The organism is Coriobacteriia bacterium (assembly GCA_013336165.1).
Taxonomy (GTDB): domain Bacteria; phylum Actinomycetota; class Coriobacteriia; order Anaerosomatales; family JAAXUF01; genus JAAXUF01.
Genome location: JAAXUF010000004.1, coordinates 36384 through 52627, shown reverse-complemented (window position 1 = coordinate 52627; position 16244 = coordinate 36384). Strand labels below are relative to the sequence as shown.

15 protein-coding genes and 1 tRNA gene are annotated in these 16244 nt (G+C 59.6%); 14 read left to right on the top strand and 2 right to left on the bottom strand.

Annotation, left to right across the window (positions count from 1 at the left end; all coding sequences use genetic code 11):
- The 9 genes from HGA39_04340 to HGA39_04300 all read left to right on the top strand — a co-directional run bounded on the left by HGA39_04340 (window position 1) and on the right by HGA39_04300 (window position 8966).
- Complete coding sequence (locus HGA39_04340) at window positions 1-1023, top strand: ABC transporter ATP-binding protein (protein NTW28574.1); 1023 nt, start codon at window positions 1-3, stop codon at window positions 1021-1023.
- Window position 1024: 1 nt separating this feature from the next.
- Window positions 1025-2074: a dipeptide ABC transporter ATP-binding protein gene (locus tag HGA39_04335; GenBank protein ID NTW28573.1), complete on the top strand. Its 1050-nt coding sequence runs from the start codon at window positions 1025-1027 to the stop codon at window positions 2072-2074.
- A 104-nt stretch (window positions 2075-2178) separates the two neighbouring features.
- A tRNA-Leu gene (locus tag HGA39_04330) sits at window positions 2179-2264 on the top strand.
- A 189-nt stretch (window positions 2265-2453) separates the two neighbouring features.
- A complete protein-coding gene (locus HGA39_04325; protein NTW28572.1) occupies window positions 2454-2699 on the top strand; it encodes an AbrB/MazE/SpoVT family DNA-binding domain-containing protein in 246 nt (81 codons plus the stop codon).
- Window positions 2692-3363, top strand: a complete 672-nt coding sequence (locus tag HGA39_04320; GenBank protein NTW28571.1) for an ABC transporter ATP-binding protein — start codon at window positions 2692-2694, stop codon at window positions 3361-3363. Before HGA39_04325 ends, HGA39_04320 begins: the two co-directional genes overlap by 8 nt.
- The gene (locus HGA39_04315; GenBank protein NTW28570.1) at window positions 3364-4641 is read left to right on the top strand and encodes an FtsX-like permease family protein; all 1278 of its coding nucleotides are present in this window, start codon (window positions 3364-3366) and stop codon (window positions 4639-4641) included.
- A 169-nt stretch (window positions 4642-4810) separates the two neighbouring features.
- Window positions 4811-6934, top strand: a complete 2124-nt coding sequence (locus HGA39_04310; protein ID NTW28569.1) for a SpoIIE family protein phosphatase — start codon at window positions 4811-4813, stop codon at window positions 6932-6934.
- A gap of 43 nt (window positions 6935-6977) precedes the next feature.
- Window positions 6978-8138: a pyridoxal phosphate-dependent aminotransferase gene (locus HGA39_04305; GenBank protein NTW28568.1), complete on the top strand. Its 1161-nt coding sequence runs from the start codon at window positions 6978-6980 to the stop codon at window positions 8136-8138.
- A 108-nt stretch (window positions 8139-8246) separates the two neighbouring features.
- Window positions 8247-8966 (top strand): CehA/McbA family metallohydrolase, encoded by a 720-nt coding sequence (locus tag HGA39_04300; GenBank protein NTW28567.1) that lies wholly within the window; start codon window positions 8247-8249, stop codon window positions 8964-8966.
- Between the two features lie 34 nt (window positions 8967-9000).
- Here the strand turns inward: HGA39_04300 and HGA39_04295 are convergent, their stop codons facing one another.
- On the bottom strand, window positions 9001-10236 hold the full coding sequence (locus HGA39_04295; GenBank protein ID NTW28566.1) for a hypothetical protein: 1236 nt from the start codon (window positions 10234-10236) through the stop codon (window positions 9001-9003).
- A gap of 21 nt (window positions 10237-10257) precedes the next feature.
- The gene (locus tag HGA39_04290) at window positions 10258-10563 is read right to left on the bottom strand and encodes a metal-sensitive transcriptional regulator (protein ID NTW28565.1); all 306 of its coding nucleotides are present in this window, start codon (window positions 10561-10563) and stop codon (window positions 10258-10260) included.
- Window positions 10564-10677: 114 nt separating this feature from the next.
- Here HGA39_04290 and HGA39_04285 point away from each other — a divergent pair, with 114 nt between their 5' ends.
- The 5 genes from HGA39_04285 (at window position 10678) to HGA39_04265 (ending at window position 16219) form a co-directional block, all read left to right on the top strand.
- Entirely contained in the window at window positions 10678-11637 is a 960-nt protein-coding gene (locus HGA39_04285; GenBank protein NTW28564.1) for an EamA family transporter, read from the top strand.
- A 116-nt stretch (window positions 11638-11753) separates the two neighbouring features.
- Window positions 11754-13142: an RNA polymerase factor sigma-54 gene (gene rpoN / locus HGA39_04280; protein ID NTW28563.1), complete on the top strand. Its 1389-nt coding sequence runs from the start codon at window positions 11754-11756 to the stop codon at window positions 13140-13142.
- Complete coding sequence (locus tag HGA39_04275) at window positions 13139-14602, top strand: PAS domain-containing protein (protein NTW28562.1); 1464 nt, start codon at window positions 13139-13141, stop codon at window positions 14600-14602. Before rpoN ends, HGA39_04275 begins: the two co-directional genes overlap by 4 nt.
- Before the next feature lie 10 nt (window positions 14603-14612).
- Window positions 14613-15962, top strand: coding sequence for a sigma-54-dependent Fis family transcriptional regulator (locus HGA39_04270; GenBank protein NTW28561.1), 1350 nt, complete (start codon window positions 14613-14615; stop codon window positions 15960-15962).
- Window positions 15963-15997: 35 nt separating this feature from the next.
- Entirely contained in the window at window positions 15998-16219 is a 222-nt protein-coding gene (locus HGA39_04265; protein ID NTW28560.1) for a heavy-metal-associated domain-containing protein, read from the top strand.
- Window positions 16220-16244: the final 25 nt, after the last annotated feature.

The window sequence follows — 16244 nt, the reverse complement described above, 5'->3', positions numbered from 1 at the left end:
ATGACAGATCAGCCTTTGCTTCAGGTCACTGACCTCAAGATGCATTTTCATACCCGTGACGGCGTCGTCAAGGCGGTCGATGGAGTCACATTCGAACTGAACCGCGGCGAGACGATCGGCGTGGTGGGAGAGTCTGGCTCGGGCAAGTCCGTCTCGGCGATGACGCTCATGCGGCTTGTGCCGATGCCTCCCGGCAAGATCGAGGGGGGCGAAGCGCTCTTCAAGGGCAAATCGCTGCTCACGATGAGCGACGCCGACATGCGCCGTGTTCGCGGCAATGAGATCGCGATGATCTTTCAAGATCCGATGACGTCGCTCAACCCTGTCTATCGCGTCGGCAAGCAACTTGCCGAGCCGCTGCGCATTCACAAGGGCGTTCACGCCAAAGATGCCGAGGCGAGGGCCGTGAAGCTTCTGGAACTCGTGGGAATCCCGCATGCATCGCAGCGCGTACGAGACTATCCGCACCAGTTTTCGGGCGGCATGAGGCAGCGTGTCATGATTGCGATGGCGCTCGCCAACGACCCGGACATCCTCATCGCCGATGAGCCGACGACCGCGCTCGATGTCACCATCCAGGCGCAGATCATCGAGATCATGCAAGAGCTTCAGAAACGAACCGGCACGGCGATCATCATGATTACGCACGACCTCGGTGTCGTCGCCGATATGGCCGACCGTATCCTCGTCATGTATGCGGGCCGTGCGGTCGAGTACGGCACGGTCGACGACGTCTTCTACAGCCCCATGCATCCATATACGTGGGGTCTCATGGACTCGTTGCCCCGGCATGACCTCACCGAAAAAGGGGAGCTGTGCCCGATCAAGGGGCAGCCGCCCAGCCTCATCCATCTGCCGGGCGGTTGCACATTTCATCCGCGGTGCCCGTACGCCCAGGAGCGGTGCCGACTGGAGTCACCAACGTTGCGTGCGGTTATCGGAAGCCATCAGGCCGCCTGTCACTTTGCGGGCGACTCTGGTTTTACGCGGACAGAGATGGCTTGCGCGGGGGTGAGTGCATAGCATGAGTGAACTGATCAGGGTCGAAGGGCTGACAAAACACTTCAAGGTGAGCGATGGCGTGTTTTCGCGTAACAAAGGCGTCGTCCACGCCGTTGACGACGTCGCGTTCGACGTCGAGCAGGGACAGACGCTCGGGCTTGTCGGCGAGTCGGGGAGCGGTAAGTCGACGACCGGCCGAATGATCATCCGCCTGACGGAACCGACCAGTGGCAAGGTCATCTTCGAAGGCAAGGATGCCTTGGCGCTCAAGGGCCGCGACCTGCAGGCCTATCGCCGACAGGTGCAGTTCATCTTTCAGGATCCCTATGCCTCATTGAACCCCCGAATGACGGTGGGGGAAATCGTCGGTGAGCCGCTGGCCATTCACAGCATCGGTACTCGCGCCGAGAGGACGAGCCGCGTCAAGGACTTGCTTGACGTCGTGGGACTGAACCCTGAGCACTCGAATCGCTATCCGCACGAGTTCTCTGGCGGCCAGAGACAGCGTATCGGGATCGCACGGGCGCTTGCGCTCAACCCCAAACTCATCGTTGCCGATGAACCCGTGTCGGCGCTTGACGTCTCCATCCAGGCGCAGGTCCTGAACCTGCTCGATCAGCTCCAGGACCAGTTCAACCTCACGTACATATTCATCGCGCACGACCTGTCAGTCGTTCAGCACATCTCCGACCGCGTGGCCGTCATGTACCTCGGCAAGATTGTGGAGATCGCGGACTGGAAACAGCTCTATTCCGAGCCAAACCACCCGTACACGCAGTCGCTGCTCTCGGCGGTTCCTCTTCCGGATCCCAAGGCCCAGCGCGAACGCAGGCGTATTCTGCTGCCGGGGGACCCGCCGAGCCCGATCGATCCGCCGTCGGGTTGCCGATTCCACACGCGTTGTCCGATCGCGCAGTTCCCGGTGTGCGCGGATTGCGAACCGGAGTTGAGGGAGATCGAGCCGGGGCATCGGGTTGCGTGTCATTTTGCGAAGCCGTTCCCGATCGTGGGCGAGTCGGCGCCGATCATCGACGAGGAGTTGCTCGAAGTCGTTGTAGGGGATGCGCTTTAGCTTGTCGGTGTGCGAGGAGTATCAAGAAGGATCGAAAGGGGACTGGTACCCCGTAATCGGTGTTGGTATACTCTCCCTCGCTGTCCTCTAGGGGCGGTGTTCGAGTCGAAGTGGCGGAACGGCAGACGCGCTAGGTTGAGGGCCTAGTGAGGGCAACCTCGTGAGGGTTCAAATCCCTTCTTCGACACCATGATCAACCTGCGGCTCTCTCCGGACACGGGGAGGGCCGCTTTGTTTGTCAGCTGTCTGTGGTCGCCATCGAGTTGACGCGAATGCGCTCGTATGGAAAAGTACAACAAGTAAGAAAAGTAAGATTCGACGCAGAACTGCGAGTCGCGATTCTGCTGTGTGGCCGACACGCCATTAGGAGGTTGATCACGTGTTCAGTCCGGAGTTCTTTGGTTCCACCGTAATAAGTGATAGAGGTCAAGTAGTGATCCCCAATAAAGCGCGGAAGGCACTGGGCCTCGAAAAAGGTGACACGTTGATCGTCATGGGCATGAACGACCAGGCAATCATGCTCGTCAAGGCGGACAGTATCGAGAAGATGATTGCTGAGATGTCTGAGAAGACGATGATGCTAGGTCAAATGGTCAAGGAAACAAAGGGACAAAGTAATGAATAAAGTAATCGAAATAACGGATGTCACCAAGATCTATAGAACCGGCGACGAAGATACCGTTGCCTTGGACGGCATCAGCTTGTCGATTGAGCAAGGTGAGTTTGTTGCCATCATGGGTCCGTCCGGCTCAGGCAAGTCCAGCCTGATGCACATCATCGGATTGCTGGACACAGCAACAAGAGGCAAGTACTGCCTCGATGGCACGGACGTGAGTCAGCTTGGAAAGGGCAAGCAATCGGAGATTCGCAATCAGGAGATAGGGTTTGTGTTTCAACAGTTCAATCTGCTTCCGCGTACCTCGGTCTTGGACAACATTCTGTTGCCGACCATCTATGGCAAGATCGACAACCCCGACAAACGAGCAAACGACCTTGCTGAAGAAGTGGGGCTCGGCGACAAGAAGAAAAACAAGAGCAATCAGCTTTCGGGCGGCCAGATACAACGAGTCGCTGTTGCCAGGGCACTGGTGATGGATCCTTCAATCATCCTCGCCGACGAGCCGACAGGAAACTTGGATACGAGGACCTCCAACGAGATCATGGCTCTGTTCCAAGAGATCAACAAGAAGGGCGCAACCATCGTTCTGATCACTCATGAGGCGGACATCGCTGCATTTGCCGACAGGATCATCTACCTGCGCGACGGCAAGATTGTGAAGGAAAAGTAAATGAAATACTGGATTATTTCCAAGCAGTCGATACGGGCGATCTTCGCCAACAAGGGACGCAGCTTCTTGACGGTCCTCGGCATCATCATCGGCATCGGTTCGGTGATCGCACTCATTTCCATGGGTAATGGCGTGCAAGCGAACATAAACTCTCAGATCGGGAAACTCGGCACCACGAACCTGACTATCACACCGGGGGGAGGTCTCGGGGCCATGTCCAGCGCGACCAGTCAAAGCAGCGGGCAAAGCTCAGGCATGGGTTCGGGCAGCGCCTCAGGGGGAGGCTTTGGTGGGAGCACTTCGACACTCAGCGAGAAGGACCTGAAATCACTCGCCGATACCACCAAGAACCCGAAGATAAAGGCCGTAACCGGCACGGTCTCAGGATCGGTTCTTGTCACCGTGGGCGCGGATCAGCGACGTATCACGGTCGCAGGCGTTGCTCCTGCCGCATTCGACATCAACTTGCTTTCCGTAGAGGACGGGAAGTTGTTCGACAATGCTGACGTCACGGCGAAGAACAAGGTACTGGTCTTAGGCAGCAAAGTCGCCGTCGATGTCTACGGAACCACCAGTCCGATTGGTCGGGAGATCACTATCGATGGCGATGTGTACGAGATCATCGGCGTGCTCTCGGAGAAGGCCGAATCCGGCTTCAGCAATCCGAATACACAGATGTTCACACCATATTCTGCGGCAATGGTGACGTTCAAGAACGGCAATTTCAGCACGATGATCGCTCAAGCCGTTGATGAGGCCTCAGTGGAGGAAGCCAAAGCTGAAGTCCAAGCAACGCTTCTGGCCAACCACGGCATCACGGATCCGAAGAAGGCCGATTTCTCGATCTTGTCGTCAAAGGACCTGCTTTCCACGGTAAGTAGCATTACCGGTGTTCTGACATCGCTTCTCGCGGGGATTGCTGCCATATCGCTTGTCGTTGGCGGCATCGGAATCATGAACATCATGCTGGTCTCGGTGACTGAGCGTACCCGCGAGATCGGTCTGCGCAAGGCAGTGGGAGCCAAGACGTCTGACATTCTGTTGCAGTTCATCGTCGAGGCTTTCCTGCTGACTCTTGCCGGCGGAGTCATCGGCATCTTCCTTGGATTCTTGGTCGGCAAGGTTCTCTCGGGGTTCTTAGGGTTCACCCCCATCGTGACAATGAGCGCGATCGCACTAGCAGTAGGGGTTTCCAGCGCAGTCGGATTGATCTTTGGTATCTATCCGGCGGCCAAAGCGGCTCTGCTCAATCCAATCGACGCACTCAGGTACGAGTAGACCAAGAGCTTGCGCCGCCATGCTTGACTGCGGCCCTCCCGGATACGGGGAGGGCCGCTTGCGTTGTGGGGAAACCGCTATGGAAACGTCATCCATCTTGAATGCCGCATCTTGCGCTACACTCAGTACTGCCGAAGCGAGGCAATCGGTCGCTGACATAGGGGGTCGCGTGGAGTCGGATCTCGAAGCGAGATCATCTCGGGTAAGTTCGCTCCCGATGGATGCCCGAAGCCGTGACGTCTTGGATTGCGCCCGAGATGCGGTGCTTATCGTCGACGCAAGCGGAACCATCCTTGACGCGAACTCCTCGGCTGGGGAAATCTACGGATATCCACTACATGTGTTGATCGGCATGTCGATCAGCGATCTGAGAACCCGTGAGACGCGTACGGGAATGCAGGAACAGCTTGGCGCAGCCCTTCAGGGCGGCATCCTCTTCGAGGCTGCACACCTGCGCAGCGACGGTTCGACATTCCCCGTAGAGGTGAGTTCGCGCGGAGTCGATCTCGCGCATGGCCGAGGGGTCGTGAGTGTGATCCGCGACATCACCCGCCGTCGGCACAATGAGGCCGAGCGCGAGCGACTCATTTCGGAGCTGGCAACCTCGAATCAGCACCTTGAGGGACTACTGCGAATCGTCTCAGGCGCGCTCGACCATGCTGGGCAGGAGCGCCTTCTCGCCGAGACGCTCGAGACGCTTGCGGAAGTTGTCGATGCGGACGCGGTGGTCCTTCTGGAACGGGATCAGGATGCTTTGGTTGTCACGTACCAGCGAGGTGCTTCCTCGTGGGCGCCGACCGGGCTTCGGGTCCCGGAGGAGCAGGGCTTTGCCGCCAGAATTGCTGAGGCCGGGAAGCCGATCTATGTCGCCAGCCTCTCTGAAAGTCCATGGCGCATGGACATCCTGCAGTCGGCGGGCATTCGCTCCGTATTTGGCGTGCCGATGTTTCTGGGCGGCTCTCTCTTCGGCGTGCTGGAACTCGCTTGGTGGAGTCAGCACGAGGTGAGCGTCGCACAGAGCACCATGATCCAGCTGGCCGCCAGTCGCATCACTCTGGCTGTGGCAAATGCTCGGCTCTTCGAGCGCTCGCGCAAGGTACAGGTCATGAGTACCGCACTGAACGAGCTTAATGTGCTCGTGAACGGTTCACTGCACCTGACGGACATGTTGAACGTGCCTGCGGTGCTCGCCATCGTCGCCGAAGGGCTCGACTGCGAGTCGGTGGCGTTCGGGACCGTGGACGAGGCCACCCTCACGATCACGTATTCGCATGGGTTGGACAGGCGTCGTTCTTCAGTGCTGCTCACTCTTGAGGCGGTGAAGGCACTGGAACTCGGAGACTCAGCGCTTGCGACCGGTGGTTGGGTCGACATCCCGGGTTTCGAGGACGGCTCGGCCCACCCAAGGCCTCGCAAGATGCTCGCAGTGCCCGTTGAGGCAAGAGGCGAGCGTTTCGGCGTGATGTTGCTCGGAGACTCCGAAGAAAGGCGTCTTGATGAGTTGACTCTCGAATACGCGAAGCGCTTCGCCGACGTCATAGCGCAAGCCCTCGCCAACTCAGAGGACTTCGCGAGCGAGCATCGTATCGCCGAGACCCTGCAGGAGGCGTTGCTTACGGTCCCGGCATCGGTTCGAGGGGTCGCGTTCGAGCATCTGTATCGCTCGGCGACTGTCAACACCCGCGTCGGTGGCGACTTCTATGATTGGTTCGAACTTGCTCGCGGGCGCGTTGGGCTCGTTATAGGAGATGTCTCGGGGAAGGGTCTGGAGGCTGCTATTCTGACTTCCGTCATCAAGGACACGATTCGTGCTTATGCGCACGAGACGTCCTCTCCTGCGGTTGTGATGAAGCGGGTGAATCACGCCCTGGGGCGTGCAGCGCGGCTGCCGGAATTCGCGAGCGCCTTCTTCGCGGTTATCAATACGCGTGACGGAGAGATGACGTACTGCAGTGCGGGCCACCCTCCGGCGGTCGTGCTCGGCAAGGACGGGTCGGCTAGGCTTCTGCCGGGGGCTTCTCCCATCATTGGCGTGTCTGACGATATGGAGTACAAGGACCAGCGGCTTGTGCTGGGCAGGGATGAAACGGTGGTGCTCTACACTGACGGGGTGACCGAATCCCGAGACGGAGACGGGCGTTTCTTTGGCGAGGATGGACTGATATTCTCGCTGGAGGCTGCGGTTTCTTCCGGGGCCAACGAGCTGCCGTCCGTGCTCATGGATGACGTCACCAGATTCGCAGACGGCCGGCTCTCCGACGATATCGCGATCGTGTCGCTGCGCTTGGCCTGACAAAGGAGCTGGTTGCTCCCTGTCTTCAAGGAGGAGGTGCTCCATGTCTGAGGTATCGCGCCGATCGGAGGGCATTCGCCCGTTTGTGGTCATGGACATCGTTGCGTGTGCGACAGAGCTCGAGGCGCAAGGCAGAGACATTGTTCGGCTTGAGATCGGGGACCCGGATTTCCCGACACCAAAGGTGATCTCGGATGCCGCGGAGGCGGCGATGCAGTCCGGGAGCACGCACTATACGCCGTCATTGGGACTTCTCGACCTGCGTGATGCGCTCTCGGCACACTATCGCGATCACTACGGCGCGACGGTCGATCCGGCCAACATCGTCGTTACGCAGGGCACTTCGCCGGCCATGCTGCTCCTCTTTGGCGCGTTGTTGGACCCGGGTGACGAGGTCATCATGCCCGATCCCTGCTACCCCGCCTATCCGAACTATGTGACGTTTCTCGGCGGGATCCCCAAGTTCGTGCGGGTGCGCGCCGAGGACGGTTTCCGCTATCGGCCGGAAGAGGTCCGCGCCGCGATCGGCCCGCGCACCAAGGCAATCATGATCAACTCTCCCGGTAACCCCACCGGAGCCGTGCTGGGCGACGAGGATCTTCGTGCGCTTGCTCAAATCGCCGTGGACACAGGCGTCCACATAGCGAGCGACGAAATCTATCACGGCCTGGACTTCTGCGGTCCCGACCGGACGATTCTGTCCTACACTGACCGCGCCTTTGTCCTGAACGGATTCTCGAAGGCGTATGCGATGACAGGATGGCGTCTCGGCTACCTGATCACGCCCCCGGAGTTCATTCGCCCTGCCGAGAAGATCCAGCAGAATTTTTTCCTCGCCGCAAACGCGTTCGTTCAGCAGGCGGGGGTAGTCGCGTTGACGCAGGCGCAAGGCGACGTCGCGATGATGCGCGCCCTCTACGACGAAAGGCGCCGTTATCTTGTTCCTGCGCTCGAAAGCGCGGGTCTGATCATTGCGAGTCCACCTTGCGGTGCGTTCTACGTCTTTGCCGATGCAAGGGCATGGGGCGAAGACTCCTTGGCCCTCTCATACCGGCTTCTCGAAGAGGCAGGTGTCGCTACTGCGCCGGGCGTCGACTTCGGACCTGGGGGAGAAGGGTTCCTCAGGTTGAGTTATGCGACATCGCTCGATCGACTGCAGGAAGGGGTCGCGCGCTTGGGTGTTTGGGCGACGGAAAACACCTAGTTGGAAAAAGCCGACATGCCTGTTGGTTCGCCCTTTGCTCACTCTATCGCAGCAGCATGTCTCGCCGGCCGCTCTTCGGGTCCAAATGTGAGGGAGACTGGTTAGCGAGTGACTGATACTGACGTGTGGAGCAAGGCCGATCTGCATATTCATTCTGATCACAGTGATGGTCTTTCGAAGATCTCCGAGATCATGGATTACGTTCAGCACAAGACAGACCTGAGTGTGATAGCGATCACCGATCACAACACCATCGAAGGCGCGCTCGTCGCCAAGTCGCTTGCCGAGGCCTACGATTTCGACGTTGTGGTCGGATCGGAGATCACTTCGAGCGCGGGGCATATTCTCGGCCTATTCATCGAAGAGGACATCCAGGCCGGGATGTCGGCGACCGACACGATCCGCGCAATCGAGGAGCAGGGCGGAATCGCCGTAATCGCTCACCCGTTTGCGAACCGGGCCTTCGGGCCCTTTGGGCTCAAGAGTGTAGGCAATGCCATCAACGACTTGGCCTACAAGGCTCTTGAGGTCTACAACTCCTCACCGTATCTCATCTACGCCAACCGTCTTGCCGCCAAGACGTTCGTGCACGGGCAGGGAATCGCCGCAACCGGCGGTAGCGATGCTCATGTGTGCAAGGCGATCGGCAAGGGCTATACGCTGTTTCGGGGTTCGAGCGCAGAAGACCTGCACCTCAGCATCGACAATCTCGAGACACGCGCTCAGGCCGAACGCGGAGGTCTCTCCATTGCACTGCGCTATGCGTTTCGCTACCCGCAGATTCGCCGGATGCAGGCGCGCAACTGGGAACGCTGCAAGGCGCACTAACCTCTGGGCGGGCGGCATCGGCCGGATTGTCCGCCTAGGAGGATCCCAGCATGTCGGCGACATCCGATCTCAGGGCCTCAACGAACCCCGGATCATCGTGCCATGCAGGCAGCGTGACTATCGACACAGTCTCAGCCACGCGCGCCCGGTTTCCGGCCAACGGGATGTCGAGTGCAGTCTCGAGTGAGTCCAAGGGGAAGCAAGCGGGGGACACCACAATGCGCTCGCACCCTATTGCCTCCAGATGTCGCAGAGTGCCGGTGATGTCGGGGGAACGCCAATCCATCCAAGCGATGCGTATGTTGGCCTCGGGGATCCCGAAGCCGGTCAACAGCAGCCGGACGCGTTGCAGAAACGCCGTCTCCTGCGTGTCGAACTCGCCACGTTCCTGAGCGAGACTCTCCGGCTGAGCTCGACCGACAAGGGCGACACCGGTGGTCGAAGGGTTTGTGGCCGCCGCCATTGCGCGTGTCGCGACAAGCCGGGCGATGCGATCGGCATGCCACAGGGGTTGTGCGTAGGAGACCGTGACGCCGAGAGATTCGAGGCGCAGTGCGTCGACCTCGCGCTTCGCAGCGTCTACCTGTGGTGATTCGGCAATGAAAGCCTCCGCGATGGTGAACGTACGGAAGCCCTGTGCGACGGCTTTGAGAATCACGGTTGCAAGCGCCCGCTCTCCTCGGCACCACGCGGATTCGACGCACCCGACATTCTTGTGCCGCTCGAGGGTGACGGCAAGACGTTCTGCTAGCAGATCGAGCTCGTGGGCCGAGGGACTGGTGCCGCCGCGTGCCCGGTATCTCATCTTCTGGGCCATGAAGATGAAGGGGAGGAGTGCTATGGATGGGTCGAGGGTACCCTGTTTCGCCAAATCCCTCAGGGCTCCGGCGACGATTCGGGCGCTGTAGCCGGGGGGCTCGACTTCGCCAAGCACAATGACAGCGCCTTTTCCGATACCTGCGGGCACCTCAGCCGGGAGCGGAGGTCGACTGGGACGAGTTGCCAGCCCCTCGAGGACGGCGGATGCCAGGGCGTAGCCGCCGACAAGACCCGCCGCACCAAAGATTGCCGCATACGCGACGGCATCGAGCCGATCGTAGCTGGCGATGATGGATACAAAAGCCCACAGGCTTATCCCGAGGCCGGTGACGCCAGCTACGGCAAACACGCGCTCTGAGACCGATCGTGCGGCAAGAAGTCCTACAAGCGAGCCGCCTGAGACGATGGCGCCTGCGGCGAGCACGATCCATAGGAGTTCGGCATGTGGCATAAGCTCGTGCGCTCCGATCCCTTAGGAGGAGTACTTGAGAAACACGGATATGGCCCGATCGATGGCTTCGTCGTGGGAGGCGGTCCCCACTTCGGCTTCGGTGAGGCATTCCCGCATACTGTGGCTGATGATGTGTACGCCAACCTGATTCAAAGCAGATTTCGCTGCCATGACCTGCGTTAGAACAGAGGCGCAGTCCTTCTCGGATTCAACCATCGTCTGAAGACCCCTGATCTGTCCCTCGAGTCGGCGCAGCCGGTTGATGATCTTCTTGCGCTCGATTTCGCTCGTGACGACGTTGGGATGGTCCGATACGTTGTCAGCCATGACTCCCCGTGCCCTTTCATTGCGGTATGCTGAATCGATTACCGATAATGATACCCCCTAGGGGTATCAGCAACAAGACGCCGCGCGCTACACGCTACTGCCAAGGAGACGGATTTGTCTGGTTCACACCGCCTGCAGGGCTACTCTCTCGCTCTGCTGGCTGCTACGTTTTGGGCGACCGGAGGCCTTACGGCCAAGTGGCTGTTCACACAATCCTCGGCTGCCACGGCTTCCTGGCCGGTGCCGCCGCTGGGTATCGCGATCGAGCCGACCGCTCTGGCGGGGGCCCGTGCCCTCTCCGCTTTCCTCCTCATGGCTGTTGTGCTCGCATTCTGGAAAAGGGACGAACTCAGGATCACGCCGCATGACGTTCCGTTCTTGGCCATCTTTGGGGTGGTCGGTCTCGCCATGGTTCACTTCACATACTTCAAGACACTGTCCTTGGCCAACGTAGCCACGGCAGTTCTTCTTGAGTACCTAGCACCGGTGCTCGTGCTGGTGATAGGGGTTGCCTTCATGCGCCACCGATTCACATGGACGCTGCCCATCGGCGTTGCCCTTTCTGTGGGCGGGAGCGCTCTCGTTGTAGGGGCACTCGATAAAGGCGGGCCCGTGGTGTCGCAGGCGGGACTGATGTGGGGGCTGCTCTCGGCGGTGTTCTTCGCGATCTACTCGCTGATGGGTGCCGTTGCCGCCAGTCGCTTCAGCCCGTATACGACTCTCGTTTGGGGGCTCGGATTCGCATCGATCTTCTGGCTTGTCGTACTCGGTCCGCGCGCAGTTCTCGGCGTATTCGCCGACCCCAAGACGATGAGCGCCGTGTTGTTCATGGCGGTATTCAGCACGATCATCCCGTTCACAGCCTTTCTCGCCGCGCTCAAGTACATTGCGCCGACAAACGCCACGGTCACTTCGACTGTCGAGCCGGTGATCGCCGGCTTCGGCGCGTTTCTGCTCTTCGGCGAAACGCTGACATTGCTGCAAATTGCGGGTGGGCTGCTGGTGATCGCAGCGATAATCGTGGTTCAGCTTCCGGCGCGCACGCAATCTCCAATCCTTCCTCCGCGGGATTAGGCCGATCACGCAGGAGCTCGCCACCGTCGGCCAAGTCTGAGTCCGGTTCCGCGGTGGTATACTTTTTGCAATGGCGGGCGCTTTCTGGTTCCCGTTTGCGCATCGAGGGAGGGTCGATGGAGCTTTCGCACCGCCCCGAATTGCACCACAAAGTGACGCTGTCGCCACAGGTGTATCAGGGGCTCAGCATACTGGCGATGCCTGTCGCCGACCTTCAGCAGCTTATCGAAGTCGAGATGCTTGAGAACCCCGTCCTTGAAGTGGACGAATCCGAATCTGAGCCTGTGGAGGGCGAAGAGCCGCCCGCGGAAGACGACGAGCGTTCTTGGGACGACTGGCTCGACATGTATGAAGACCTCGAATCGATCGATCAGTCTGCGCCGCGAGATCCGAACGCCGATCAGACGAACACCGAGGATTTTGTCGGCGGAGTCCAGTCGTTCATCGACTACCTGCTCGAGCAGCTGGGCCTTCTCGATCTTTCTGAAGGCGTCGCACGAGCCGGGCGTGCCATTGTCGGGTCGCTTGATGATGACGGCTTCTTTGTCGGTTCGCTCGACGAGATCGCACGCATGGCCGGGGTTTCTCGGCGCGCCGCTCAGGCAGGGCTGGAAGCCGTTCAACAGCTCGATCCTGCGGGTGTGGCGGCACGCGATCTGCCGGAGGCGATGTGTTTGCAGATGCGTTCGCTCGGCATCGAGGAGCCGCTGCTTATGCGCATCGTCCGCGAGTACCTTGATGACGTTGCGGCCAACCGGTATCGCAAGATCGCGCGCTCGCTCAAGACTGACGAAGATGAAGTGCGCCGACTGGTCGAGATCCTGCGCCTTCTGAACCCTCGTCCCGCCGGAGCGTTCTCGCCCGGTCCCTCTCCCGGCTACATCGTGCCGGATGTCACGGTCCGCAGACTCGGAGACGACTGGACGATTACTCCGAACAACGAAGCGCTTCCTTCGCTTCGCGTGTCCCCGCGCTACCGGTCGATGCTGCGTAGCGACTCTTCTGCCGATGGTGACACGCGCCGATATCTGAAGGACAAGATCCGCTCGGCGGAGAGCTTCATAAAGAATGTGGACAGGCGCAAGGACACAGTGTCGCGCATTGCCGAGATCATCTTGGATGTGCAGCAGGATTTCTTCGAAAACGGCAAGGGGATGTTGCGTCCGCTTCGCCTTGAGGATGTGGCGGTCGAGATCGGAGTGCACCTGTCAACGGTGTCACGCGGTGTGACGGGCAAGTACATTGCGACGCCGTATGGGCTGTTTGAGTTGAAGCATTTCTTCAGCGGAGGATATCGGACGACATCCGGAATGGATGTCGCGGCCACAAGCATCAAGCGGCGTCTCAAAGAGTTCGTACAAGAAGAAGATGCGGCAAAGCCGCTATCGGACCAAAGTCTCGCCGAGATGCTCTCCAAGGAGGGCGTTACCGTTGCGAGGAGGACGGTGGCAAAGTACCGGGAAGAATTACACATCGAGCCGAGCTGGGCAAGGCGGCGCAGATGAGCGGCAAGAAAGCTGCTCCAGCAGTCATCATCATCTTCCTGATGTTCCTGCTGATAACCGTACTGTATCTCTTCGCGGGTGCCACGGTCGGAGGCGTGCCATTGTGGAGTCTTCACCAGCGGCTGTACTACATTCCGGTGGGCTATGCCGCGTATCTGTTCGGCAGGCGGGGAGGAATCGTTGCAGTAGTCGTGGCGTGTGCGATCGTGGTGTTGCACTCGTGGCTGCCGGTCGGGGAATCGGCAGTCCTCGGATTCGACACCTGGCTTGAGGTGGGATCGCTGATTGCGGTGGGTGCGATACTGGGCACCATGCGCGATACGGAACAGACGAAGAACGCGGATCTCAAACGCATGTCTCTACAGTTGGAAGGCGCCTACAAGAAGCTTGAAGACAGGGCGATTCAGCTCATCAACATCCAAGACTACACACAGTCGATTCTGCGCTCGATCACTTCGGCGGTGCTCACGGTAGGTCCTGATGGATCGGTCGCGACGGCCAATGCGGCAGCGGAACGTATGCTCGGGGTCTCGGAGTTCGAGATGGTTCCCAAGCCGATCGGATCGCTGTTCCGGTCGGACGGCGGTCTCGGCGGCGATGTCGCGAAGGTGTTGGCCGGCCGATTGCCTCTCGCCATGAGAGAGACGACCATTCAGACGGTCGGTGGGCGCATGCTGCACGTGCAGGCGTCCACGTCATGCATGCGCGATGTAGATGGGGACAACCTTGGGGCAGTCATCACGCTGGAGGACGTCTCTGACGTGAAAGCCCTGACGGATCAGCTCATCCGGGCAGATAGGCTTGCCGCGTTGGGACAGCTGACCGCAGGCGTTGCTCACGAGGTGCGCAATCCGCTGGGGGTGATCCGTGCGAGCGTTCAGCTGCTGGAAGATGCTCACGGTGATGCGGCCCGCATCAAGGAGATCGCTGGGGTCATCAAGCAGGAGATCGATCGGCTCAACCGTGTCATCAAGGCCCTCCTGGACTTTGGCAGGCCGAGCACGCCCACTCTCGTGCGGACGGACCTGCGCGAAACGATCGCCCACATCGTGTCGTTTGCGAGCCGATTCGCACTGCAGTCCGGTGTCCGGATCGTGCAGAAGGTCCCGGAGGACCTGCCGGCCGTGAGCGGTGACCCCGATCAACTCGAGCAGGTATTTCTGAATCTGGTGACAAACGCGGTACAGGCGATGGGTGACATTGGCGGCATCATAACCATAGAGGCGCGAAGTGATGAGTACTTTGTGGAGGTATCTGTTGCCGACACCGGGCCGGGTATAGATCCCGCCGACTTAGCCAAGATCTTCGACCCGTTCTTCACCAAGCGGGCCGATGGCACCGGCCTAGGACTCACGGTCGTGCACCGGATTATTGAGGATCACGACGGTCAGGTGGAAGTTGAAAGCGGGCCCGGCGGGACAGTGTTCACAATCAGGCTCCACGTCGCGTCGACAGATTGAGGGAAGAACGATGATCAAAAGAGTGCTCATTGTTGACGATGAGAAGAATATGCGATGGGTTCTCGGTCAGGCGCTCGCGGCTGATGGGTTCGAGATCATTGAGGCGGCAGATGGCGCCAAGGCGTTGGATCTGATCGCCGAGCGTGAGCCCGACGTGATGGTGCTGGATCACCGCATGCCCGGAAAGGATGGGATGGAGGTCTTGCGCACGGTGCGTGCGAAGGGATTGAGCTTCCCGATCATCATGCTGACGGCGCACGGCAATGTGGCCACCGCTGTGGAGGCCATGAAGGCCGGGGCGACCGAATATCTGACGAAGCCATTTGATCTGGAAGAGCTGAAGCTGGCCATCGGCAAGGCCCTGAAATACTCTGGCCTTGCGGCCGAAGTCGAGCGGCTCCGGGGTGAGCTGAATCGAGAATACGATGTTCATGGGATTGTGGCATCTGATCAGACAATGCTCGACGTTCTGAGCACCATCGAGCGCGTCGCTCCGACAACCGCGACCGTTGTGATCTATGGGGAGTCCGGTACGGGCAAGGAGCTGATTGCGCATGCATTGCACAATCTCTCCGATCGGGCATCGAGGCCTTTCGTGGCGGTGAGTGCCGGGGCGCTCCCGGAGACCCTGCTCGAAAGCGAGCTGTTCGGTTATGAGAAGGGCGCGTTCACCGGCGCCGTCATGGGCAAGCCGGGCCGGTTCGAGATGGCGAATGGGGGTACCCTGTTTCTGGATGAGATAGGCGACATATCTCCGGCGACCCAGGTCAAGTTACTCCGCGTCTTGCAGGAGCGCCGTGTCGAGCGACTTGGAGCCACCCGTGGCGTTGAGGTGGATGTGCGCGTCATTGCGGCCACGAACCGCGATCTCCAACAGATGATCGCCGATGGCGAGTTTCGTGAGGACCTGTTCTACCGCCTCAATGTTGTTCCCATTCAGTTGCCCACACTCCGCCAGCGCTCTGGCGATATCCCCCTCTTGGTTGCGCATTTTCTCGACAAGTTCAAGGCTGGTACCAAGAAGCTTAGTCCCGAGTCGATGGAGGCTCTTGTCCGGTATCAGTGGCCTGGAAACATCCGAGAACTTGAGAATACCATCGAACGCATCGTCATCCTCTCGCGCGGTGACGAGATAGACGTGTCCGACTTGCCTGCCGAGGTACGGGCCGGTGTCTCGCCGACCAGCCGAGTGCAGACCGGCTTCGTGTTGCCTGAAGAGGGAGTTGATTTGGAGGAAGTCGAACTGGATCTTGTCAGGCAGGCCATCGACCGCTCGGGAGCAAGCATACCCAAAGCGGCAAAACTCCTGGGCCTGACCAGCAAGACGCTGGAAGTGCGTATGCAACGGCTTGGCCTGTAGCGAACCGGCCCCGAGCTTACGAAGAGGAGAGAGTCATGAGTGAAACCACGAAGTACTTCAAGACATCGGGGTTGCACTGTGCATCATGTTCGAAGCTGGTCGACATGACTGTCGGCGAACTTGAAGGCGTTGCCGATGTCTCGACAGATCTCGCGTCCGCCGAGACGGTCGTGCGCTTCGACCCCGATATCGTCACCGAAAACGAGATCATTCTGGCGATACGGGGTGCCGGCTACGACGCCGAGCTTGTGGACTAGCGCTTCGTCATGAATGAGCGCCGCA

Bases quoted from the DNA above. Each gene is read 5' to 3' on its own strand.
- HGA39_04340 (NTW28574.1), top strand. From the start codon at position 1: ATGACAGATCAGCCTTTGCTTCAGGTCACTGACCTCAAGATGCATTTT.
- HGA39_04335 (NTW28573.1), top strand. From the start codon at position 1,025: ATGAGTGAACTGATCAGGGTCGAAGGGCTGACAAAACACTTCAAGGTG.
- HGA39_04320 (NTW28571.1), top strand. From the start codon at position 2,692: ATGAATAAAGTAATCGAAATAACGGATGTCACCAAGATCTATAGAACC.
- HGA39_04315 (NTW28570.1), top strand. From the start codon at position 3,364: ATGAAATACTGGATTATTTCCAAGCAGTCGATACGGGCGATCTTCGCC.
- HGA39_04305 (NTW28568.1), top strand. From the start codon at position 6,978: ATGTCTGAGGTATCGCGCCGATCGGAGGGCATTCGCCCGTTTGTGGTC.
- HGA39_04295 (NTW28566.1), bottom strand. From the start codon at position 10,236: ATGCCACATGCCGAACTCCTATGGATCGTGCTCGCCGCAGGCGCCATC.
- HGA39_04290 (NTW28565.1), bottom strand. From the start codon at position 10,563: ATGGCTGACAACGTATCGGACCATCCCAACGTCGTCACGAGCGAAATC.
- rpoN (NTW28563.1), top strand. From the start codon at position 11,754: ATGGAGCTTTCGCACCGCCCCGAATTGCACCACAAAGTGACGCTGTCG.
- HGA39_04275 (NTW28562.1), top strand. From the start codon at position 13,139: ATGAGCGGCAAGAAAGCTGCTCCAGCAGTCATCATCATCTTCCTGATG.
- HGA39_04270 (NTW28561.1), top strand. From the start codon at position 14,613: ATGATCAAAAGAGTGCTCATTGTTGACGATGAGAAGAATATGCGATGG.
- HGA39_04265 (NTW28560.1), top strand. From the start codon at position 15,998: ATGAGTGAAACCACGAAGTACTTCAAGACATCGGGGTTGCACTGTGCA.